This window comes from Phenylobacterium sp. FG114, from assembly GCF_057809855.1.
In genome coordinates this window covers 103512-124894 of record NZ_JBMDKU010000009.1, presented here as the reverse complement: position 1 = coordinate 124894, position 21383 = coordinate 103512, and the positions used below count along the sequence as shown (strand labels likewise).

20 protein-coding genes are annotated in these 21383 nt (G+C 69.5%); 11 read left to right on the top strand and 9 right to left on the bottom strand.

Features of this window, described 5'->3' with window-relative positions; all coding sequences use genetic code 11:
• Positions 1–11: 11 nt before the first annotated feature.
• Positions 12–1826 (bottom strand): glycoside hydrolase family 15 protein, encoded by a 1815-nt coding sequence (locus tag ACODSY_RS16655; RefSeq protein ID WP_488952887.1) that lies wholly within the window; start codon positions 1824–1826, stop codon positions 12–14.
• A complete protein-coding gene (locus ACODSY_RS16650; protein WP_488952886.1) occupies positions 1826–2881 on the bottom strand; it encodes a glucose 1-dehydrogenase in 1056 nt (351 codons plus the stop codon). The genes ACODSY_RS16655 and ACODSY_RS16650 overlap by 1 nt, the downstream gene beginning before the upstream one ends.
• Before the next feature lie 422 nt (positions 2882–3303).
• Here ACODSY_RS16650 and typA point away from each other — a divergent pair, with 422 nt between their 5' ends.
• The 3 genes from typA to ACODSY_RS16635 all read left to right on the top strand — a co-directional run bounded on the left by typA (position 3304) and on the right by ACODSY_RS16635 (position 7131).
• On the top strand, positions 3304–5139 hold the full coding sequence (typA, locus tag ACODSY_RS16645) for a translational GTPase TypA (protein WP_488952885.1): 1836 nt from the start codon (positions 3304–3306) through the stop codon (positions 5137–5139).
• A gap of 86 nt (positions 5140–5225) precedes the next feature.
• Complete coding sequence (gene trhA, locus ACODSY_RS16640) at positions 5226–5894, top strand: PAQR family membrane homeostasis protein TrhA (RefSeq protein WP_488952884.1); 669 nt, start codon at positions 5226–5228, stop codon at positions 5892–5894.
• A 4-nt stretch (positions 5895–5898) separates the two neighbouring features.
• The gene (locus tag ACODSY_RS16635) at positions 5899–7131 is read left to right on the top strand and encodes a PQQ-dependent sugar dehydrogenase (RefSeq protein ID WP_488952883.1); all 1233 of its coding nucleotides are present in this window, start codon (positions 5899–5901) and stop codon (positions 7129–7131) included.
• Here the strand turns inward: ACODSY_RS16635 and ACODSY_RS16630 are convergent, their stop codons facing one another.
• Positions 7132–7608: a hypothetical protein gene (locus ACODSY_RS16630; protein ID WP_488952882.1), complete on the bottom strand. Its 477-nt coding sequence runs from the start codon at positions 7606–7608 to the stop codon at positions 7132–7134. It lies immediately after the preceding gene.
• A gap of 79 nt (positions 7609–7687) precedes the next feature.
• Positions 7688–8140: a GNAT family N-acetyltransferase gene (locus ACODSY_RS16625; RefSeq protein ID WP_488952881.1), complete on the bottom strand. Its 453-nt coding sequence runs from the start codon at positions 8138–8140 to the stop codon at positions 7688–7690.
• Positions 8141–8191: 51 nt separating this feature from the next.
• Between ACODSY_RS16625 and ACODSY_RS16620 the strand changes: the two genes are divergently transcribed.
• Positions 8192–9379: an aminotransferase gene (locus tag ACODSY_RS16620; protein WP_488952880.1), complete on the top strand. Its 1188-nt coding sequence runs from the start codon at positions 8192–8194 to the stop codon at positions 9377–9379.
• Here the strand turns inward: ACODSY_RS16620 and ACODSY_RS16615 are convergent.
• Positions 9348–10103: an AraC family transcriptional regulator gene (locus tag ACODSY_RS16615; RefSeq protein WP_488952879.1), complete on the bottom strand. Its 756-nt coding sequence runs from the start codon at positions 10101–10103 to the stop codon at positions 9348–9350. The two genes, ACODSY_RS16620 and ACODSY_RS16615, sit on opposite strands and share 32 nt — an antisense overlap.
• A gap of 77 nt (positions 10104–10180) precedes the next feature.
• On the opposite strand from ACODSY_RS16615, the gene ACODSY_RS16610 reads away from it, so the two are divergent.
• Positions 10181–10555 carry a VOC family protein gene (locus ACODSY_RS16610; RefSeq protein WP_488952878.1) on the top strand — a complete coding sequence of 125 codons (375 nt, stop codon included), beginning with the start codon at positions 10181–10183 and terminating at the stop codon, positions 10553–10555.
• On the top strand, positions 10552–11220 hold the full coding sequence (locus ACODSY_RS16605) for an O-methyltransferase (protein ID WP_488952877.1): 669 nt from the start codon (positions 10552–10554) through the stop codon (positions 11218–11220). Before ACODSY_RS16610 ends, ACODSY_RS16605 begins: the two co-directional genes overlap by 4 nt.
• Here ACODSY_RS16605 and ACODSY_RS16600 read toward each other — a convergent pair.
• Positions 11217–11654 (bottom strand): GNAT family N-acetyltransferase, encoded by a 438-nt coding sequence (locus ACODSY_RS16600; protein ID WP_488952876.1) that lies wholly within the window; start codon positions 11652–11654, stop codon positions 11217–11219. The genes ACODSY_RS16605 and ACODSY_RS16600 overlap by 4 nt on opposite strands.
• 5 nt (positions 11655–11659) lie before the next feature.
• The gene (locus ACODSY_RS16595) at positions 11660–12457 is read right to left on the bottom strand and encodes an SDR family oxidoreductase (protein WP_488952875.1); all 798 of its coding nucleotides are present in this window, start codon (positions 12455–12457) and stop codon (positions 11660–11662) included.
• Between the two features lie 151 nt (positions 12458–12608).
• Here ACODSY_RS16595 and ACODSY_RS16590 point away from each other — a divergent pair, with 151 nt between their 5' ends.
• Positions 12609–14528 (top strand): outer membrane protein assembly factor BamB family protein, encoded by a 1920-nt coding sequence (locus ACODSY_RS16590; protein WP_488952874.1) that lies wholly within the window; start codon positions 12609–12611, stop codon positions 14526–14528.
• Here ACODSY_RS16590 and ACODSY_RS16585 read toward each other — a convergent pair whose 3' ends face one another.
• Positions 14529–15266, bottom strand: coding sequence for an extensin-like domain-containing protein (locus tag ACODSY_RS16585; RefSeq protein WP_488952873.1), 738 nt, complete (start codon positions 15264–15266; stop codon positions 14529–14531). It lies immediately after the preceding gene.
• A 76-nt stretch (positions 15267–15342) separates the two neighbouring features.
• Here ACODSY_RS16585 and ACODSY_RS16580 point away from each other — a divergent pair, with 76 nt between their 5' ends.
• The 4 genes from ACODSY_RS16580 (at position 15343) to ACODSY_RS16565 (ending at position 20253) form a co-directional block, all read left to right on the top strand.
• Entirely contained in the window at positions 15343–16818 is a 1476-nt protein-coding gene (locus tag ACODSY_RS16580; protein ID WP_488952872.1) for a M20 family peptidase, read from the top strand.
• A gap of 96 nt (positions 16819–16914) precedes the next feature.
• Positions 16915–17535, top strand: a complete 621-nt coding sequence (locus ACODSY_RS16575; protein ID WP_488952871.1) for an ATP-dependent Clp protease proteolytic subunit — start codon at positions 16915–16917, stop codon at positions 17533–17535.
• 4 nt (positions 17536–17539) lie between these two features.
• The gene (locus ACODSY_RS16570) at positions 17540–19144 is read left to right on the top strand and encodes an alpha-glucosidase (protein WP_488952870.1); all 1605 of its coding nucleotides are present in this window, start codon (positions 17540–17542) and stop codon (positions 19142–19144) included.
• Positions 19145–19161: 17 nt separating this feature from the next.
• Entirely contained in the window at positions 19162–20253 is a 1092-nt protein-coding gene (locus ACODSY_RS16565) for a Rieske 2Fe-2S domain-containing protein (protein WP_488952869.1), read from the top strand.
• A gap of 42 nt (positions 20254–20295) precedes the next feature.
• Here the strand turns inward: ACODSY_RS16565 and ACODSY_RS16560 are convergent, their stop codons facing one another.
• Positions 20296–21282 carry a hypothetical protein gene (locus ACODSY_RS16560; protein WP_488952868.1) on the bottom strand — a complete coding sequence of 329 codons (987 nt, stop codon included), beginning with the start codon at positions 21280–21282 and terminating at the stop codon, positions 20296–20298.
• Positions 21283–21383: the final 101 nt, after the last annotated feature.

The window sequence follows — 21383 nt, the reverse complement described above, 5'->3', positions numbered from 1 at the left end:
GACGGCCAGCGTCAGGCGGTCGAAGCGGGGGTCGGCTTTTCCGAGCGTTGCTCGGCCGGCTTGGCCGCGCGACTGAGGTTGAAGGCCGCGTTGATCAGCCCGATGTGCGAGAAGGCCTGAGGGAAGTTGCCGCAGAGCCGCCGGGCGGTGGCGTCGTACTCTTCGGCCAGAAGTCCGAGGTCGCTGCGGACCGCCAGCAGCCGGGCGAAGAGGTCCTCAGCCTCGCGTCGTCGCCCCACCATCAGCCTCGCATCAACGAGCCAGAAGCTGCAGGCCAGGAAGGCGCCTTCGCCGGACGGCAGCCCGTCCTCTGCCGCATCCGTGTCGTATCGCAGCAGGAAACCGTCGCGCAGAAGCTCGCGCTCCACCGCCTCGACCGTCCCCCGGAACCGGGGGTCCTCAGCGTCGAGGAACCCGACCTCGGCTAGCAGCAGCAGGCTGGCGTCGAGCTCGGGCCGGCCATACGACTGGGTGAAGGTGTTACGGCCGGGGTCGAAGCCACGGGCGCAGATGTCGCGATGCATCGTCGCGCGCAGGCTCCGCCACCGCTCGACGTCGCCGTCCAGCCCGAACTGCTCGGCCGACTTGATCGCGCGATCGATCGCCACCCAGGCCATGACCTTGGAAAAAGTGAAATGACGACGGCCGCCGCGGACCTCCCACAGGCCTTCGTCGGGCTCGTCCCAGTTCGCTTCCACGTGCTGCAGGAGCACGCGCTGGACCGCCCAGGTGGGATCGCTATCCGCAAGCCCACCCTTCCTCGCCTGGTAGAGCGCGTCCATGAGCTCGCCATAGACGTCCAGCTGGAACTGCTCGTGGGCGGCGTTGCCGATGCGGACGGGGCTCGCCCCCTCGTATCCCGCCAGCCAGGGAACGGTCCACTCGGTCAGGCGCCGCTCACCTCCGAGGCCGTACATGATCTGCATCTGGCCCGGGCTGCCGGCGACGGCCCTTAGCAGCCACTCGCGCCAGGCGGAGGCCTCCTCGAGATAGCCGGCGTTCATCAGGGCGAGGAGCGTGAGCGTGGCGTCGCGCACCCAGCAGAACCGGTAGTCCCAGTTGCGCTGGCCGCCGAACCGTTCCGGCAGCGAGGTCGTCGCGGCGGCGACGACACCGCCGGTTGGTGCGTGGGTCAGGGCCTTGAGGGTGATGAGGGAACGGCGGATCGCCTCGTCGTACGGACCCGAGACGTCACCCCGGCCGCTCCAGCCGCGCCAGAACGCGTCCGTGTCGGACAAGGCCTGGGCCGAGTCGATGGGCGGCGGCGGGGGAAGGTGCGACAGCCGATAGCTGAGCACGAAGGGCACGGTCTCGCCCGCCGCCACGTTGAAGGCGGACACCGTGGTCATGCCCTCGGGCCTGAGGTCCGCCGGAGTGCGCAGGACCACTCGATCCGGCCCGGCGATCGCGTTCAGCCCGCCGTCCTCGAGATGGGTGACCCACGGCACCGTGTCGCCGTATCCGAAGCGGACGATGAACTCGCCGCGCATGTCGACCCGGCCGTGGAGACCCGTCACCAGGCGAACGAGGCTGGGGTCGTCACCTCGCTGCGGCATGAAGTCGATGACGCGCACCGCGCCCTCAGCCGTCTCGTAGGTGGTCTCCAACACAAGCGTGTCGGGCCGATAGCGCCACGACACCTGGGCGGTCTCGTCGACCGGAGCGATCCGCCATCGCCCGTTCCCGGGCTCGCCCAGCAACGCCGCGAAGCAAGCGTCGGAGTCGAACCGCGGCCAGCACAGCCAGTCGATCGATCCATCGCGGCCGACCAGCGCCGCGCTCTCGCAATCGCCGATGAGCGCGTAGTCCTCGATCTTCCCCGCCATCAGCCGGCCAGGCCGAAATCGAGGACCACCTTCACGTCCCCGGAGCGCCGCTCATAGGCCTCACGCCAGCGGGTCAGGGGAACGCGCCGGCTGATCAGCCGGTCGAGCCATTTGGGATCGGCCTTCGCCAGCGCCGTGGCGGCCAGCTCGTAGTGGCTGCGGTTGGCGTTCACCGAGCCGAAGACCACGCGGTTGCCGAGAACCATCGACCGGTTCAACGCGGCGAGGTCCAGCTCCTGCAGGCTGGTCGCCGACGACAGTCCGGCCAGGGCCACGATCGCGTTGCGGCGCGTATTGGAGATCACGGCCTGCACCACGGCCCCCGCGCCGGTGCACTCGAGCACAATATCCGCCGCCAGCCCGGAGAGGCTGGCGAGGTCGCCATTGTGATAGGCGCCGCCCAGGTCGCGGACGAGGCCCGGCTTCGGGCCGTCCCTCACGCGGTCGTAGACGTGCAGTTCGTACCCGCGCTGTACGGCCATGAGGCCGGCCAGCAAGCCGACGGGACCGGCGCCGGTCACCAACACCCGGCGCGGCGACCAACTGGCCGTGCGCCGTCCGATCCGCTCGAGGTGGTCCCACGCCTTGGCGAGCACGCTGGCCGGCTCCAAGAGGACCGCGGCCAGCCCGAGCGCGGCATCGACCTTCACGGCGAAGGCCGGTTCGAGCCGAAACCGCTCGGCGCCGAAGCCGTCGCGGCCCTGAATGCCGCGCTCCGTGTACAGCCCGTTCTCGCACATGTCCCATTCACCGGCGGCGCAGGCGTGGCAGGGAACCGGGTCGGGCCGCCGAACGATGCCGACCACTGCGTCGCCCGGTGCGAAGCCGCAGTCCGCCGGCGCGGACAGGACGCGCCCCAGCGACTCGTGACCCAGCACAAGACGCGCCTGGCCGTCGGGGGCCGCGCCGCGCGCGCCAGCGACGATTTCGTGATCGGTGCCGCACACACCAAGGGCCACGGCTTCCACCAGCAGCGCCCCGGTCGCGTCGGGCTCGGGCGCCTCATCCAACGCGACGGAATCGGCCACTCCCGGCGCAACCGTGATCGCTCGCATCCTCAGTCTCCCAGCGTTTCCGATCGGGGAACTTGGGCAACGAACCTGGAGCGGGATTGCTCCAGCGACGGTCGCGGAATAGCTCGAAGCGGGCCCTCGCGCGGCCTCGGCCCACCATGTCCAGGGGCCAAAAAAAAGCCGCGCCATCGGGCGCGGCAGTTCAATAGGGAGGAAACGCCCAGGAAGGGCAGAGGCGTCAGCGACGCCCCAGTAAGGTGAAGCTAGTGTGCGGCGCACAAAAACGCAAGCCGGCCGTCATAAACTTTTCTGTCGCACCCCGTAACATTTCCTGTTTTCATAGGAAAATCAGGATATCACGTTACGTCACTTCCGTTTGACGTTATGTGCGGCGCACAACGGGCTGGCGGGATGCCGCGGCTTCCCCTACAAGCGCGCGCCTTCTGAAAGAGACTTCCCGCGCCATGTCGCTCCGAAACATCGCCATCATCGCCCACGTCGACCACGGCAAGACGACCCTCGTCGACCAGCTCCTGGCCCAGTCGGGCGTCTTCCGAGCCAACGAGGCGACGGTCGAGCGGGCCATGGATTCCAACGACCAGGAGCGCGAGCGCGGCATCACCATTCTGGCCAAGTGCACGTCCGTGCTCTGGAACGGCGCGGCCGGCGAGACGCGGATCAACATCATCGACACCCCCGGCCACGCCGACTTCGGCGGTGAGGTGGAGCGGATCCTGGGCATGGTGGACGGCTGCGTGCTGCTGGTGGACGCCGAAGAAGGCGTCATGCCACAGACCAAGTTCGTGCTGGGCAAGGCGCTCAAGATGGGCCTGCGCCCCATCCTCTGCCTCAACAAGGTGGACCGCCCGCACGCCGATCCCGATCGCGTGCTGAACGACGCCTTCGACCTGTTCGCCGCCATGGGCGCCACCGACGAGCAGCTCGACTTCCCGCACATCTACGCCTCGGGCAAGAACGGCTGGGCCACGCTGGACCTGGCCAAGCCCAACGACAACCTGGGCCCGCTCTTCGACCTGATCGTCGACCACGTGCCGCCGCCGAAGGCCGAGCAGCGCAAGGACGAGCCGTTCCAGATGCTGTCGGTGCTGATCGAAAGCGATCCGTTCCTGGGCCGCCTGCTGACCGGCCGCATTGAGAGCGGCAAGGCCGTCCCCGGCATGGCCATCCATGCCCTCTCGCGTGACGGCAAGGAGATCGAGCGCGGCCGCATCACCAAGGTGCTGGCCTTCCGCGGCCTGAAGCGCCAGCCGATCGACGGCGGCGCCGAGGCCGGCGACATTGTCGCCATCGCGGGCCTGTCGAAGGCCACCGTGGCCGACACCCTTTGCGCGATGGAGGTCGTCGAGGCCCTGCCCGCGCAGCCCATCGACCCGCCGACCATCTCCATGACCGTCTCGGTCAACGACAGCCCGCTTGCCGGGCGCGAGGGCGACAAGGTGCAAAGCCGCGTGATCGCCGCGCGCCTGCTGAAGGAAGCCGAGTCCAACGTCGCCATCCGCGTGACCGAGACCTCCGAGAAGGACGCCTTCGAGGTCGCCGGCCGCGGCGAACTCCAGCTGGGCGTGCTGATCGAGGGCATGCGCCGCGAGGGCTTCGAGGTCTCCATCAGCCGTCCGCGCGTGGTGTTCCAGCAGGACCCCGAGACCGGCGAGCGGCTGGAGCCCGTCGAGGACGTGATGATCGACGTGGACGACGAGTTCACCGGCATCGTCATCGAGAAGCTGTCGGCCCGTAAGGCCGAGCTGAAGGACATGGGCCCCTCGGGCGCGGGCAAGACGCGCATCAGCCTGATGAGCCCGTCGCGTTCGCTGATCGGCTACCAGGGCGAATTCCTGACCGACACCCGCGGCTCGGGCGTGCTGAACCGCGTGTTCAGCCACTACGAGCCCTACAAGGGCGCGATCGATGCCGGCCGCAAGGGCGTGCTGGTCTCGAACTCCGACGGCGAGACGGCGGCTTACGCACTGTGGAACCTGGAAGAGCGCGGCACCATGTTCGTCGGCGCGGGCGAGAAGACCTACCAGGGCATGATCATCGGCGAGAACAGCCGCTCGGACGACCTCGACGTCAATCCGATGAAGGCCAAGCAGCTCACCAACGTCCGAGCCTCGGGCAAGGACGAGGCCGTGCGCCTGACCCCGCCGCGCCGCCTGACCCTCGAACAGGCCATCGCCTACATCGAGGAAGACGAGCTGGTGGAAGTGACGCCGAAGTCGATCCGCCTGCGCAAGAAGGTCTTGAACCCCAGCTTCCGCAAGAAGCGCGTGAAGGACGAGTAGGCACGCGACAAAACGCGCGCCGGGCGCACGCGCCTCTGGACGGCGTCCGCCTTCTGCGTGACACGGTAGGGGCGTAGGAGTTTCGCATGTCCGCGCCCGAACGACCCTTCCCGCCCCGTCACTATCCCACGCCCGCCGCCAAGTGCGCCGACCTCGTCGTGCACGTCATGGGCCTGACCCTCGCCCTGGTGGGCGGGATCGTGCTGCTGACCCTCGCGGTGATGAAGGGTTCGATCAGCCAGGTGGTGGGGGTGTCGATCTACGGCGCTGGCGTCATCGCCATGTTGGCGTTCTCGACGGCCTACAACTTCGCCAAGCCCCAGTACCGGCCCGTGCTGCGCCGCCTGGACCACGCCGGCATCTTCCTGATGATCGCCGGCTCGTACACACCCTTCACGCTGAACCTCTCCGGGGCGTGGGGCCCGGGCATGACCGCGGCGGTGTGGAGCATCGCGGCGCTGGGCGCGCTCGGGAAGCTGTTCCTCACCGGCATCGATCGGAAGTTCTGGGTCGTGGTCTACCTCGTGCTGGGGTGGCTGGTTGTGGTCGCGCTCAAGCCGATGGTCGAGAGCCTGGCCTGGTACGCCATGGCCCTGCTGGTCACCGGCGGCGTGCTCTATTCGACCGGCGTGATCTTCTACGTGAACAAGAAGCTGAAGTTCTGCCGCGCCATCTGGCACGGCCACGTGGTGGCCGCCGCCGCCGCGCACTGGACCGCCGTGCTGCTGGGCGTGGTCCTGGCCACCCAGCACTAGCCCCATGCATCGGGTGCTCGCCGGCCTCGTGCTGGCGCTCGTCGCTGGCGCCGCCCAGACGCAAACCCTGCCGCGGTGGGGCTACGCCCGCGACGCGCGCACCTGCGACGGCTATCCCCGCGCCCAGATCGGCACGCTGAAGGGCCTGTGCGCGGGCATCGTACTGGCCCCGCCGCCCGCCGGCCTGCCGCCCTCGAAGCGCACGATCCACCTGCCGCGCACCCTGTTGCCGCTCGCAAACGGCGACTGGCTGGTCGTCGACCTGGGGACCTGGGACGCCGGTCGCGGCACGGTCTGGCGGCTGACGCCGAAGCCCGGCGGCGAGCCCGAGCTCAAGCGCGTCCTGACGAAGCTCGACCTGCCCCACACCCTGGCGGTCGGCCCGGACGGCAAGGTCTACCTCGGCGAGATGAGCCGGATCAGCCGTTTCGATCCCGACGCCACCGACCCGCAGGCTACCCTGACGCCCGTCCTCACCGGCCTGCCCGACAATCGGCTGCACGCGAACCGCCACCCGCTGTCGGCCTTCATCTTCGACGCCGACGGCAGTCTGATCGTCAACGTCGGCGCGCCCTCCGACCAGTGCCCGCCCAAGACCGGCCAGGCCCGGTGCGCCGAGGCCGAGAAGCAGGCCGCGCTGTGGCGCTTCGCGGCCCAGGGTCCGGGTAAATGGGCCGCCGAGCCCGAGGTCTACGCCCGAGGCCTACGCAACTCGCTTGCCCTCATCCGCACCCGCGCCGGGACCATCCTGCAGGCCGAGAACAGCATCGACGTCGCGGATCCGAACTGGCCGCCCGAGGAGCTGAACGTCATCCGCAAGGGTGCGAACTATGGCTGGCCCTACTGCATGGGGCTCGGCCAACCGGCGCCGGCCTGGAAGGCGAAGAAGGTCTCCTGCGCCGCCTATGCCAAGCCGCAGGTCCTGATGGCGCCCCATGGCGCACCACTGGACCTGATCGAATACCGCGGCGCGATGTTTCCGGAGCTGACCGGCAGGCTGCTCGTCAGCCTGCACGGCTATCGGCCCACCGGTTCGCGCGTGCTGGCCTACGAACTCGACGCCGCTGGCCTGCCGAAGGCCACGAAGCCGGTCGACCTCACGCCCGATTGGCAAGCCGTGAAGGGCCGCCGTCCCGCTGGCGCGCCCGTCGGCATGGCTGTCGCCGCCGACGGCGCGATATGGGTCGCCGACGACCGCAGCGGCGCGATCCTGCGCTTCGCCCGCGACCGCAAATAGCTACTCCGCCGCCATCCGGCAGGCGTCCCGGTCCACCCAGGACGACGGGATGAAGCTGCTCGGCGCCGGCAGGGCGCGCAGCATCAACCCGTTCATCCCCAGCGTCTCGGCCACCACGCACGCCGCCGCACCCAGCGGAAACGGAGGCTCCGCGCCCAGCAGGCCCGTCAGGCGCTCGTCCAATGAGCGATAGTCTTCCGCCTGGGCGCAACCGAAGGCGTCGAGGATCAGCGCCTCGTCGTCGGTCAGCCGAGGGTCGGCTGGGATCGACAACGTCAGCCGCCGCCGGCCGCGCGCGCCCAACTGCTGCACGAAGGCCTCCAGCATCCGATACGCCGATTGCCCCGCGTCGCCGCACGCCGCCTCGAAATGCGCGCGCAGGCTATGGCAGGGGGTCGCCAGCGCTAGCAGCCGCACGGTGCGGATCAGCAGGCGCTCGCCGTGGAGCAGGTCTTCGCGGGGCTTGAGGTCATGCATGGCGGAACTCGCGGGACTCGGGGGGAAGTCCGCGTGACGCTATTGCTATTGCGAGTCGTTCGCAACTAGAGAAGCGAGGTCAGTAGGGGCGATCCATGAACACGTCGGCGCGAGCATAGGGCGTCTCCACGGGCGCGAGGTCGCGGAAGCCCATGGCGCGATAGAGCCCCAGCGCGGGGCCCAGGCTGGAGTTGGTCTCCAGGTAGAGCCGGGTGGCGCCCATCTCGGCGCCGGCGTCGATGCAACGCTGCATCAGGAGCCGCCCCAGGCCCGAGCCGCGCAGGTCCTCGGAGACCGTCATCTTGGCCACCTCGAACCCACCGTCGGCCATCTTGAGCAGGGCGACACACCCGACCGCCACGCCGTCCTTCAGCGCCATGAACACCCGCCCGCCCTTGTCGACGATCTTGCCCTGCGGATCGGTCAGCACCTCGAGGTCCTTGGCCTCGATGACGAAATATTTGGAGATCCAGGCCTCGTTCAGCCGGTGAAAGGCCTCCGCATGGTGCGGCTGGAACTCGACGATCTCCATGGACGCCTCCCGGGGTGGTCTTCGGCGCAGTCTGCGGCCAAATTCCACGTGATGCCCAACGCGATTTTTTCAAGCCTCCCCACCACCGTCTTCGAGGAGATGTCCGGCCTGGCGCGTGCCCACGGGGCGGTGAACCTGGGGCAGGGTTTCCCCGACGACCCTGGCCCCGAGGCCGTGCGCGCCAAGGCCGCCGACGCGGTGCTCAACGGCTACAATCAGTATCCGCCGATGGCCGGCCTGCCCGAACTGCGGCAGGCGGTGGCGGGCCACTACGGCCGCAGCCAGGGCCTGGACCTCGATTGGGCCAGCGAGGTGACCGTCACCTCGGGGGCCACCGAGGCGCTGGCCGCCAGCTTCCTCGCCCTGATCGAGCCGGGCGACGAGGTGGTGGTCTTCCAGCCGTTCTACGACGCCTATCCGCCGCTGATCCGCCGCGCCGGCGGCGTGCCGAAACTGGTGCGACTGGAGCCGCCGCACTGGCGCTTCACCCGCGAGATGCTGCAGGCGGCCTTCACTCCGCGCACGCGGCTCGTCGTCCTCAACAACCCGATCAATCCGACGGGCGTGGTCCTGCCCGACGAGGACCTGGCGCTGCTCGCCGAGTTCTGCGTCGCCCACGACGCCGTCGCCGTCTGCGACGAGGTCTGGGAGCAGGTGGTGTTCGATGGCCGCCGCCACCGGCCGCTGATCGCCTTCCCCGGCATGCGTGAGCGCACCGTGAAGATCGGCTCCGCGGGCAAGATGTTCGGCCTGACGGGCTGGAAGGTGGGCTTCCTCTGCGCGGCGCCCGCCCTCACCCACAGCCTGGCGCGCGCGCACCAGTTCCTGACCTTCACCACCCCGCCCAACCTGCAGGCCGCCGTGGCGTGGGGCCTGGAGAACTCGGCCGACTGGTTCCGCGACATGCCGGCCGGTCTGCAGCGCTCGCGCGACCGCCTGGCCGAGGGGCTGCGGCGCGAGGGCCTCGCGGTCCTGCCCAGCCAGGGCACCTACTTCCTCAACATCGACCTGCCGGGTTCGGGGATCGCCGAGGGCGACCGTGACTTCAGCCTGCGCGCGGTGAAGGAGGCCGGCGTCGCGGCCATCCCCGTCTCGGCCTTCTACGAGGCGGATCCGGTGACCACCATCGTGCGCCTCTGCTTCTCCAAGGCCGACGCCACGCTGGACGAGGGCGTGGCGAGGCTGGCCACGGCGCGGGACCTTTCGCTCAAGGCCGCGCCCGCCACCGCGCCGGCGTAACGCCGAAGGCGCGCTTGAACGCCGCGATGAAGGCCGACGGGCTCTGGTATCCAGCATCCAGCGCAGCCGAGGTCACGGACGCCCCGTTGCTGAGCGACACCACCGCCTGCTGCATCCGCGCCCGCCCCCGCCAGGCTTCGAGCGAAAGGCCCGTCTCGGCCAGGAACAGCCGCTGCAACGTGCGCAGCGAGGCCCCCGCCGTCCGCGCCAACTCCACCAGCGAGGCCTCGGCGCCCGGCTCGGCCAGCAGCCGCTCGGCGAACGCGCGGGCCCGCCGGTCGGCCGGCAGCGGCAACTGGAAAGGCACGGTCTCGGCTTCGGACAGCAGGTCCAGCAGCAGACCTTCCACCCGGGCCTGCCCCACGTCGTCGACGTCCAGCATGCCCAGCCGCACCACGTGCAGGATCAGCTCCTTGAGCAGCGGAACCACCTCGATGGCCCGACAGGCTCCCAGGCGCGCGTCGTCGGTGGCGAGGTAGAGCGTGCGCATCGCGACCGTCCCGCGCATCTCGATCTCGTGCGGCACACCGCCGGGCACCCAGATCGCCCGCGTGGGCGGCGCTAGCCAGGTCGAGTCCGGCGTCGCCACGCGCATCGTCCCGCTCGCCGCGTAGACCAGCTGGGCCCAGGGATGGGTGTGCCGGTCCAGCCTCATGCCGTCGCGATAGGTCACCGCCAAGCCCCGCACCGGGTAGCCGTCCACGTCCCGGGCATTCTGGCGCACTGGCGACATAATTCGTCAGACTAGCGCAAGTGCGCCGCGCCGCGAAGCCGCACAGTGTTCGGCGACAGGAGGCCGACATGCCCGCCACGCTGCGCCATTTCGCGATCAACGCCGACGACGTACCCCGCGCCCGGCGGTTCTACGAGGACGTCTTCGGCTGGACCTTCACCCCGTGGGGCCCGCCCGGCTTCTACCAGAGCCGCACCACCGGCGCAGGCCACATGGCCGCGCTGCAGGGTCGTCGCCACGTCGGCGGCCAGCGGATGCCAGGGATGGAGATCACCTTCGGCGTCGACGACATCGCCGCCACCGTCGCCGCCATCGAGGCTGCCGGCGGGACCATCCTCATGCCGCCGTTCCGCATCGAAGGGGTCGGCGAACTCACCTTCTTCCGCGACACCGAAGGCAACGTCGCGGGGGCCATGCAGTACGAGCGCGAGACCTGGAGATGAGTGTGCTCTCCGATCCCGCGCTGCAGGCGCGCGTGAACGACCTGCAGGCGCAAAGCGCGGCGCAGGAGCCCGCGACCATCGGCTATTTCATGCAGCGGGCGCAGACGGGCGATCTTAGCTGGGACGCCCTGGACGACGACGCCAACCGGTTCATGGCCGACAAGATGGTGGCGCTGGAGCCGATCAAGGCCGAGTTCTGCCACATGATGTGTCGCGCCCTTCGGGCGAAGCGCGTGGTCGAGGTCGGCACCAGCTTCGGCGTCTCGACGCTCTACCTGGCCGACGCTGTCCGGGCGAACGGCGGGGGCGTGGTGATCGGCACCGAGTACGAACCCGCCAAGGCCGCGCAGGCCCGCGCCAACTTCGCGGCGGCGGGCCTCGGCGACTACATCGACCTGCGCGAGGGCGACCTGCGCGAGACGCTCAAGGTGATCGAAGGGCCAGTCGACTTCGTGCTGATGGATATCTGGACCGAGATGGCCCGGCCCGCCCTGGAGCTGATCGCGCCCCGCCTGCGGCCGGGCGCCGTCGTCGTCGCCGACAACACCACCCAGTTCCGTCAGCCCTACCGCCACTTCTTCGACTTCATCGCCGATCCGAAGAACGGCCTGCGCGCCATGACCCTACCGTTCGACAACGGCCTGGAGATGGTGGTGAAGGTCTAGGCGGGCTCGCGACGGTAGTAGACGTCGAACGCCTTGCGGTGGGTCTCGGCGAAGCCGTGGCGCGGATAGAAGCGGTTGGCGTCGCTCTCCACAAGCACGCTCAGCCGCACCGCCACGCCCGCGGCGTCGGCCTCGGCCAGCAGCCGGCTGGGCACCGCACCGCCCAGGCCGCGGCCCTGGAGCTCGGGCCGCAGGTAGAAGTGCTCGATCGTCCAGGCGTCGCCATCTGGATAGACGGTGACACAACCGGCGAAGGCGCCGTCCGCCAGTATCCGGCGCGTCACGCCGGGCCGGAACTCCCGGACGAAGCGTGCGGCCGAGCGGATCGGATCGAGTCTCCCGATCCGCTCAAGCTGCGGGTTCATGACCTGGAGCTTGAGCTCGGTCAGGCGCTCCAGGTCGTCCGGTGCGGAGGGTTCGAAGGAAACCTCCACAGCCGTCAGCAGGTCGAGCCGCCGTCCACCACGATGACCTGTCCCGTGGTCCACGCTCCGGCCCGCGAGGCCAGGTAGATGGCAGCCCCGGCCAGGTCGTCGGGCTCGCCCAGGCGGCGGAGCGGGGTGCCGCTGCTGGCGCGCTCCTCGCCGGCCGGATTGTCCCACAGGGCCTTGGCGAAATCGGTCTTCACCAGGCCTGGCGCCACGCAGTTGATGCGCACGTTGTAGGGGCCGAGCTCCTTGGCAAGGTTGCGGGCGAGCTGCATGTCGGCCGCCTTGGAGATGGCGTAGGCGCCGATCACCTCGGTGCCGCGCAGGCCCCCGATGGACGAGATCACGATGATCGCCCCGTCCTTCCGTTCCTTCATCTCAGGCGCCACCATCTGGATCATCCAGTTGTTGGCGATGATGTTGTTGGCCAGGATCTTCGAGAACGCCTCGTCGGTGATCTCCAATTGGCTGCCGTAGTAGGGGTTGGACGCCGCGTTGCAGACCAGGATGTCGATCTTGCCGAACGCCTTGCGGGTCTCGTCCATCAGCCGCTGAAGGTCGTCCTTCGACGAGATGTTGGCCGGCACGGCGATGGCATGGCCGGGGCTACGTTCGTTGATGATCGCGGCGACCTCCTCGCAAGGGCCGGCCTTGCGCGAGCTGATCACGACCTTGGCGCCCTGCTGGGCCATGCGCTCGGCGATGGCGCGCCCGATGCCCCGCGACGAGCCCGTGATCACCGCCACCTTGCCGGTCAGGTCGAACAGGCCGTTGACGCTCACGGCAGGGGCTTCGAGAACTTGGCCCATCGGGCGCTCCTTCCAAACGATCGTTTAAAGTTGCGCGCCATTTGCGACGGCGGTTGCCCCTCGGTCAAGGTGGACGCCGCGCCAGGATTCCGTATCTTCGAAAGCGTACGTGGGCCGCGGAGAGCCTGCGGCGCGTCCTGGGGGAAGTGTCATGAAGCGGGTGGGCGTTGTGGCGGCCGCGGCGATGGCCGTGGCGTTCATGTTGGTGGGTGGAGCCGAGGCCCAGCAACAGCAGGTGCAGCCGGCCAATGCGCTGCCGCACCCCGGCCAGGCGATCTACCGTCTGCAATGCGCCGCCTGTCACGACAATCCCGAGACCAGCCGGTCGCCGTCGAAGGCAAACCTGGAAGCCATGAGCTACCAGACGCTCAACTACGCCCTGACCCAGGGCAAGATGCAGGCGCAGGGCGCCGGGCTCACCGACGAGACCCGCGGCCAGCTCATCAGCTACCTGACGGGCAAGTCCACTAAGGTCGCCGAGACCTGGAGCAAGGCCATGGCCTGCACCGGCGGGCGCCTCGCGCTCGACCAGAAGGTCGCGCCCACCATCACCACCTTCGGCTTCGACGAGCGGAACACGCGCACGCTCTCGGCGAAGCAGACCGGGCTGTCGCGCACCGCCATGGGCAAGCTCGGCCTGGCCTGGGCCATCGGCTTCCCGGACGTGACCATGATGCGGGCTCAGCCGGCCGTGGTCGGCAAGAGCGTATTCCTGCCGGTCGCCGAGGCCGGCGCCATGTACGCCTTCGACGTCAGCGATCCGGCCAAGCCCTGCGTGAAGTGGGTCTACAACACGCCAGGCGGCGCGCCGCTGCGCACCAGCCCGGGCTACGGCATCATCGCCGACGGGACGCCCGTCCTCGCCTTCTCGGGCCTCGACTCCACCGTCCATGTGGTCGACGCCCGCACCGGCAAGCCGCTCTGGACAAAGAACGTCGCGGTCTATTCCTACTCGATGACCACCGGCACGCCCCGCGTGCTGAAGGACCGCATCATCGTGCCGATCTCGCAGTTCGAGATCAGCGTCGGGGGCGACAACAAGGTCTCGTGCTGCAACAACCACGGCGTCGTCCTTTCGCTGGACCCCAAGACGGGCGAGCAGCAGTGGCGCTACGACACCATGCCCGACGCCCAGCCGGTCAAGCAGGACAGGGGCGACGGCAAGCCGCTGTTCGGCCCCTCGGGCGCGCCGATCTGGAACTCGCCCGTCGTCGACGAGAAGCGCGGCCTGATCTACTTCGGCACCGGCGAGGCCAACTCTCCGCCGGCTCACCACAACACCGACGCCCTGATCGCCATCCGGCTCAAGGATGGGACCGAGGCCTGGAGCATGCAGGCCACGGCCAACGACATCTTCACCATCGGCTGCGGCCCCAAGCCGGCGGCGGACAAGCTGAACTGCGTGGGAGACACCGTCTTCCGCGACGTGGATTTCGGGGCCTCGGTGATCCTGGCGAAGCTGGCGAACGGGAAGGACCTCCTGCTCGCGGGCCAGAAGTCCGGCACGCTGTGGGCGCTGGAGCCGCAGACCGGCAAGGTGGTCTGGCGGCGCGACCTGGGCTCGGGCGGCCCGATGGGCGGCATCCACTGGGGTCTCGCGTTCGAGCATGACCTGGTCTACGCGCCGATCTCGAACGTCGGCCGGCCGATGCCGGGACATGCCGACTTCGATCCCAAGCTGCAGATCGGCATGTACGCGGTCGACGCCAACACCGGCGAGATCAAGTGGCACTACACCGTCACCGCCGACTGCGCGGGCGACCGGGGCAAGAAAGCGCCGCGCTGCGAGCGGGTCTATGGCTTCTCGGGCGCGCCCACGGTGATCGACGGCGCGGTGCTGCAGGGCAGCCTGGATGGCCGCCTGTTCGCGCTGGACGGGAAGACGGGCGCCGAGCTCTGGCGCTTCGACACCCTGCGCCCGTTCGACACCCTGAACGGCGTACCGGGCAAGGGCGGCGCCTTCGACAGCGTGTCCATCGTCGGCGTCAACGGCCTGCTGCTGGCCAGCTCGGGCTACGGCATGTTCGGCCAGGCCGAGGGCAACGTCTTGCTGGCGTTCCGGCCGAAGTAGCTACCGACAGGCCGAAAATCGGCCCATGTCGAGGTGCAGGTGATCGGCGTGGGCGGCGTTGTAGTCGGGGCTCAGCACGGCGCGGAACCAGGGGCAGGCGCCGTCGCGGGCGCGGCGCAGGAACCGGCCGTTCGCGCCCGCGACGCGGAAGTCCTTCACCACGGCGATCCGACGGCCTGACGCGGTGCGGAAGGCGGCTACGTCCAGGGCGTTGGCGAAGGCGTGCTGGCTCCGCATCCCCGTGGCCCGGCCATACATGTTGCGGCAGGCATAGGTTCCGTAGTGCTCGACCCCAATGATCGGTTCGCCCAATTCGGCGCGGGCCGCCGGCTGGACCGCGTGCCGCGTCCAGAAGGCGTAGGCCAGGGCTTGCGGACAGGTCATCACCGGCGCGGCGGGGGACAGCGTCGGCCCCTGCAGGCGTACGGTGTCGCGGGTCGTGCAGGCGCCGCGGGTGCGCTCGGGCTCCTCGACGAACCGGATCCCACCCTCGCGCAGGACGACCCGACACCGCAGAGGATCGCCCGCCGCCACGGCGAACTTCATCCCCGTCGCGAGGCCGACCGGCTGGTCGAGCCTGAGCGGCGTCCAAGGCAGATCCTGCGGCGGCGCCCAGCGTGCGACGGCCACGCCCAGCAGGAGGGCCGCCACCGCGAGATCCAGGAGCATCGACCAGGCGCCGGCCAGCGCGAGCGCTTCCGGCGAAACTGGCTTCAGGCGGAAGGCGCGTCGGGCCACTTCAGCGAAATGGCGGCTGCGCCTTGCGGTTCAATCGGCGAGCGTGAAGGATCGCGCGAAAGGGGGACGTCATTCCATGCAGATCGTCGGGCGGATGGCCCTGGGCTTCGCGGCCCTGCTCGTCGTGCTGGCCGCCGTGGTGCTGGTTCGGACCTTCACCTTCCAGGCGCCGGCGTCGGCCGATGTCTCCGGGATCAAGGTCGCGCCGCCCATGGCCGTCGACGTGGCCGGCGCGGCTCAGCGGCTGAGCCAGGCGATCCAGATCCAGACCGTGCGCCACCAGGACCCCGCCGAGGATGTCGACGCCGAATGGACGCGTCTGCACGACCTGCTGACCGCGAGCTATCCGGCCGCCCACGCCGCCATGGCGCGCGAGGAGCTGGCCAGCCGCACCCTCGTCTACACCTGGCCGGGAACCGACAAGACCCTCGCGCCGATCGTGCTGATGGCGCACCAGGACGTGGTGCCCGTCACCCCCGGCACCGAGAAGGACTGGACGCACCCGCCCTTCGCCGGCGCCGTCGCAGGCGGCGCGGTCTGGGGCCGCGGGGCGATCGACGACAAGGGCTCGCTGATCGGCATCTTCGAGGCGCTTGAGACGCTGGCGAAGCAGGGCTTCCAGCCGAAGCGCACCGTGATGGTCGTCTCCGGCGGCGACGAGGAAGTCTTCGGCCAGGGCGCACGATCCGCCGCCGCCTTCCTCAAGTCCCGCGGGATCACGGCCGAGTTCGTGCTCGACGAAGGCATGGCGGTGATCAGCGACAACCCGATCAGCGGGGGCCGGGCCGCGATCATCGGCACGGCGGAGAAGGGCTACGGCACCCTGCGGGTGACGGCCAAGGCCGCGGGCGGCCACTCGTCGGCCCCGCCCGCCGACTCCGGCGGCGCCGTCACGCTGTCAAAGGCGGTGGTCGCCATCGCCGACGACCAGTTCCCGCTCGCCTTCCGCGGCCCCGGCGCCGACATGGTCAAGGCGCTCGCGCCCGACGCGCCGTTCGTCGTGCGCATGGCGGTGGCCAACGAATGGCTGTTCGGCGGGCTCCTGACCCAGCAGACGGCGGCCACACCCACGGGCGCGGCCCTGATGCACACCACCATCGCGCCGACCATGCTGCGGGGCAGCCCGAAGGAAAACGTCCTGCCGCAGGACGCCACTGCCTGGATCAACTACCGCATCGCCCCGGGCGACACCTCGACGACGGTGATGGCGCGCGCCGAGGCGGCGGTCGGCGACCTGCCGGTGGCCCTGGCCTGGAACGCCGAGCCCAACGATCCCTCGCCGGTATCGTCGACCAGTTCGTGGGGATGGAAGGTCCTCGCCGCCACCGCGGGCGCGGTCGCCGATGCGCCCGTGGCCCCCAGCCTGGTCACCGCCGGCACGGATAGCCGGTTCCTCACCCCGGTCGCCAAGGACGTCTACCGCTTCCAGCCGCTGGAGCTGTCGCTGAAGGACATCTCCATGATCCACGGCACCAACGAGCACATGACGCTGAAGAATCTGGAGAAGATGATCGACTTCTATGGGCGCCTCGTCGTCACGGCGACACAGTAACCCTCCTCCGCACTTGCCCGAAGCCGCGGGGATCAATAGCTGTTGGGGGACGAAACGCCGCCGCCCGTTCGCGGCGAACAGACAAGGCTGCCGAAGATGCTGAAGTGGATCTCCTACCTCGACGACGAAGACGGCGACGACGAGGACAAGGGCCGCCTGCCCGACATGCCCATGACCGCCGGGCCGGTCCAGAACGCGCTGTTCAAGAGCCGCACCGTTCTGGTGTTCGGCGAGATCGACATGCGCCTGGCCGAGCGGGTCACGGCTCAGATCACCGCCCTGGCTTCCGACAGCGACAAGCCGATCCGTGTGATCATCAATTCGCCCGGCGGCCACGTGGAGAGCGGCGACACCATCCACGACATGATCCGCTTCTGCGGCAATCAGGTGAAGGTGATCGGCACCGGCTGGGTGGCCTCGGCCGGCGCGCACATCTTCCTGGGCGCGACCAAGGAAAACCGGCTCTGCTTGCCGAACACCCGCTTCCTGCTGCACCAGCCCGCCGGCGGCGTGCGCGGCCAGGCCTCGGACATCGAGATCGAGGCCGAAGAGATCATCAAGATGCAGGAGCGCCTGAACCGGCTCATCGCCCGCGAGACCGGGCAGACCTATGAGCGCGTGGTGAAGGACACCCAGCGGAACTTCTGGATGAGCGCCGAGCAGGCCGTCGAGTACGGCCTCGTGTCCAAGATCGTCACCGACGCGTCGGAAGTCTGATCGAATGGCGCAGCCGTGGTGGATGGGCGCGATCCTCTACCACGTCTACGTCCGCAGCTTCTTCGACTCGAACGGCGACGGGCATGGCGATCTGCCCGGCGTCGAGGCCAAGCTAGACTATATCCAGTCGCTCGGCGTCGACGGCCTGTGGCTGTCTCCGATCCACCCTTCGCCCAACCGTGACTGGGGCTACGACATCGCCGACTACGAGGGGGTGCAGGCCGACTACGGCACGCCCGAGGATTTCCAGCGGCTGCTGGATGCGGCGCACGCGCGCGGCCTGAAGGTCGTCCTCGACGAGGTGCTCAGCCACACCTCGGACGTCCACCCCTGGTTCGTCGAAAGCCTGACCGGCGGCAGGGACGGCCCCAAGGCCGACTGGTACGTCTGGGCCGACCCGCAGGAGGACGGCACGGCGCCCAACAACTGGCTCAGCGTCTTCGGCGGCCCGGCCTGGGCCTACCAGCCGGCGCGGCGGCAGCACTACCACCACAAGTTCCTGCGCCAGCAGCCCAAGCTGAACTGGCGCACACCGGACGCCCGCGAGGCCGCGCTGTCAGTGCTGGACTTCTGGCTGGCGAAGGGCGTCGACGGCTTCCGCCTCGACGTCGCCGGCACCTTCCTGCACGACGCGGCGCTGACGCCGAACCCTCCCGTGCCGATGGACCAGCGGCGCGGCTACAACTGGTCCCACGCCGGCAATCTCCAATTCCACTACTTCGACTCCAATCTCGAGGAGAACGTCGAGACGCTCGACGTCATCCGCCGGCGGGTGGAGGCGCACGGGGATCGCTTCGTGTTCGGCGAGTTCTCGGAGGAAGAGGCCCGCTGCGGCGCCTATCTCTCGCCCGCCGACGGCCTGCATTCGGGCTACACCTTCGTCATGCTGCTGGCCCGCAAGCTGGAGGCCGGCTTCGTCACCCGCCATTTCGAGACCCTGGCCGACTATCCCGACCACTGGCCGACGATCAGTTTCTCGAACCACGACGTGCCGCGCACGGTCAGCCGGTTCGGCGGCGAGCACGCCTCGCCCGAGCTGGCGAAGATGCTGTTCGCCCTTCTCGTCGGCCTGAAAGGCACCACCCTGATCTACCAGGGCGAGGAGCTGGGCCTGCCGCAGGCCTCGCTGACCCGCGACCAGCTGCGCGATCCGGTCGGCGACCTCTACTGGCCCTACGACGGCGGCCGCGACGGCTGCCGCACGCCCATGCCCTGGACCGCGGGCGAGAACATGGGCTTCACCGACGGCGAGCCCTGGCTGCCCCTGGCGGCCGAGCACCGCGGCCTGTCGGTGCAGGAGCAGGGCGAGGACCCGGACTCGGCCCTCAGTTTCTCGCGGGAGATGATCGCGCTGCGCAAGGCCACGCCGGCGCTGAGCATCGGCGACATCGCGTTCGTGGAAACCGCCGAACCGCTGGTCGCCTTCGTCCGCCACCATGAGGGGCAGGAAGTGGTCTGCGTCTTCAACTTCAGCGACACGCCGCAGGTCTTCGCCCACCCGTCGCTGGAGCGGGTCGAACTCCTGCCGCTCCGCAACGGCGAGGCCGACCTGCGCGGCGGCTCGATTGGTCTGTCGCCCTACGCCGCCTGCTTCCTGCGGCTGGTTTAGGCGTCTAGAACGAACGGATGGCTGACGGAGACACCCGCGCGGCGCGGACCGACGCTCGGTTCGGCAAGGGCTTCCTGACCGACTGCTGGTACCTGGCGGCGCTCTCGGGCGACCTGAAACCCGGCAAGCTCGTCCACCTGGATCTGCTGGGCGAACCGGTGATGCTCGGCCGCTCGCGGGGTGGGGAAATCTTCGCCCTTCGCGACGTCTGTCCGCACCGCGCCGCGCCCCTCTCGGCAGGCCGGTTCCACCGCGACGAGCTCGGCGTCGAGACCGTGGCCTGCCCCTACCACGGCTGGCGCTTCCGCGCGGACGGCGCCTGCGCCGCGATCCCCTCGCTGACCGCCGACCAGGCCATGGACGTGTCCAAGGTGCGGGTGCGGCGCTACCCTGCGGCGGAGAGCCAGGGGATGGTCTTCGTCTGGGTCGGCGCCACGCCGTTGGGCGAGCCCGACGCCCGCCCGCCCGTGTTTCCCGGCGTGGTCGGCGGCGGCCCCAAACTGGTCGACCGGATGGTCTTCGACGCCCACATCGATCACGCCGTCATCGGCCTGATGGACCCGGCGCACGGACCCTATGTCCACCGCCAGTGGTGGTGGCGCACCGCCGGCAGCGAACACGACAAGGAAAAGCGCTTCGAGCCGCGCGAGCAGGGCTTCGCAATGGTTCGCCACGCGCCGTCCAGCAATAGCCGCGCCTACGCCATCTTGGGCGGCCGGCCCGAGACCGAAATCAGTTTCCGCCTGCCCGGCCTGCGCTGGGAGCATGTGACCGTGGGCCGCCGCCAGGTGCTGTCGCTGACCTGCCTGACGCCGCTTGACGAGGGGCGCACCCAGGTGACCCAGCTCGCCTGGTCCGACCACCCGGCCTTCACCCTGCTGAAGCCGGCCATCGCGAAGATGGCGCGAACCTTCCTGCGCCAGGACGGCGACATGGTGCAGCTGCAGAACCAGGGGCTGAAGCACGACCCCACGCTGCTCTGGATCGACGACGCCGACCGCCAGGCCAAGTGGTACCAGGCGCTGAAGCGCGAATGGATCGCCAGCCGTCGCGAAGGCCGGCCGTTCGAGAACCCGGTCCAGCCCGCGACGCTACGCTGGCGGAGCTAGAGCCGGTCCGGTTCGGATGGATCCATCTGAACCGGACAGGTTCTAAGCTGCCGCCTTCACCGTGGTCAGGCGCACGATTCCCGGGTCGTCGATGCGGATCGGGACGAGGCCGCGGGCTGGCGTCCAGTCCACCTGTACGCCCAGGGCCGAGGCCGTTGGCGTCGCTTCCAGCTTCGTGAGCTGCAGCTTGGCGAGCACCAGCCGCGGAACGTTCAGGTAAAGCACCGGCTCGATATCCGTATCGACCAGGCCGCCCGGCCGGCAGATCCGGCCGACAATCTCGACCGACTCCGCCGGGGTGACCTGCAGGATCTCGACGGCGGCCCGCAGCGCGACGGCGCAGGCATTGGTGAGCTGCAGTTGGCAGCGCTCGGCCTCCATCAGGGCGGTGCGCGTCACGCCCCCCGACACCGTGCAGGCCTCCTCCGGCAGCGCGTCGTACTCCCAGAAGTCGACCTGGCCGATGAGACGACTGCGACCCTCGCCGAACAGGCGGAAGCCTTCGACGACATCCTTCAAGGCCGCGGCCGCACCGTTGGCCTTCAGCACGCCGGCGATGGCTTCGACCTTGCCGGCGCGGACGTCGGACGCCAGGGCCAGGATCTTGTTGTGGGCGGCCGCCTGGGCCTGGGCCCGGGCGTAGAGTTCGGCGTCGGCCTTGGCGGACTCGACCACCCTGTTGGTCAGTTCCCGGCGCTTCTCGCGTTCGCGGCCCAGCAGGCTGTCGACCAGGCTCGGGCGGTAGTTGGCCAGCTTCTGGCGGGCGACCGCCGAGACCGCGTCGCGCGCAACATTGGGCACCACCGGCCCGGTGGCCTCGATCTCATCCCAATCGACAGCCGTGAACTCGACCTGATGCGCCTTGGTCAAACGCTCGATCAGTTGTTCGTAGGCGTCAGCCTCGCTCCGGGTGGCCCGGCGGCGCTCGGTGGCGCGCAGCTTGCGATCCCGCTCGCGCAGGCCGCGCCCGGCGACCCGATCGACCCTGCTCATCGGCGCGACGACCTGCGCCGGACCCTGCGCGGACATTGTCGTTTCTTCCCGTTTGGGCGCGCGGCCTTTTGCCGCTACCCAAAATGAGTAACCGCTGGTGTGTCACCGAAGGCTTAACAATGGGAATCCCCTGGGAA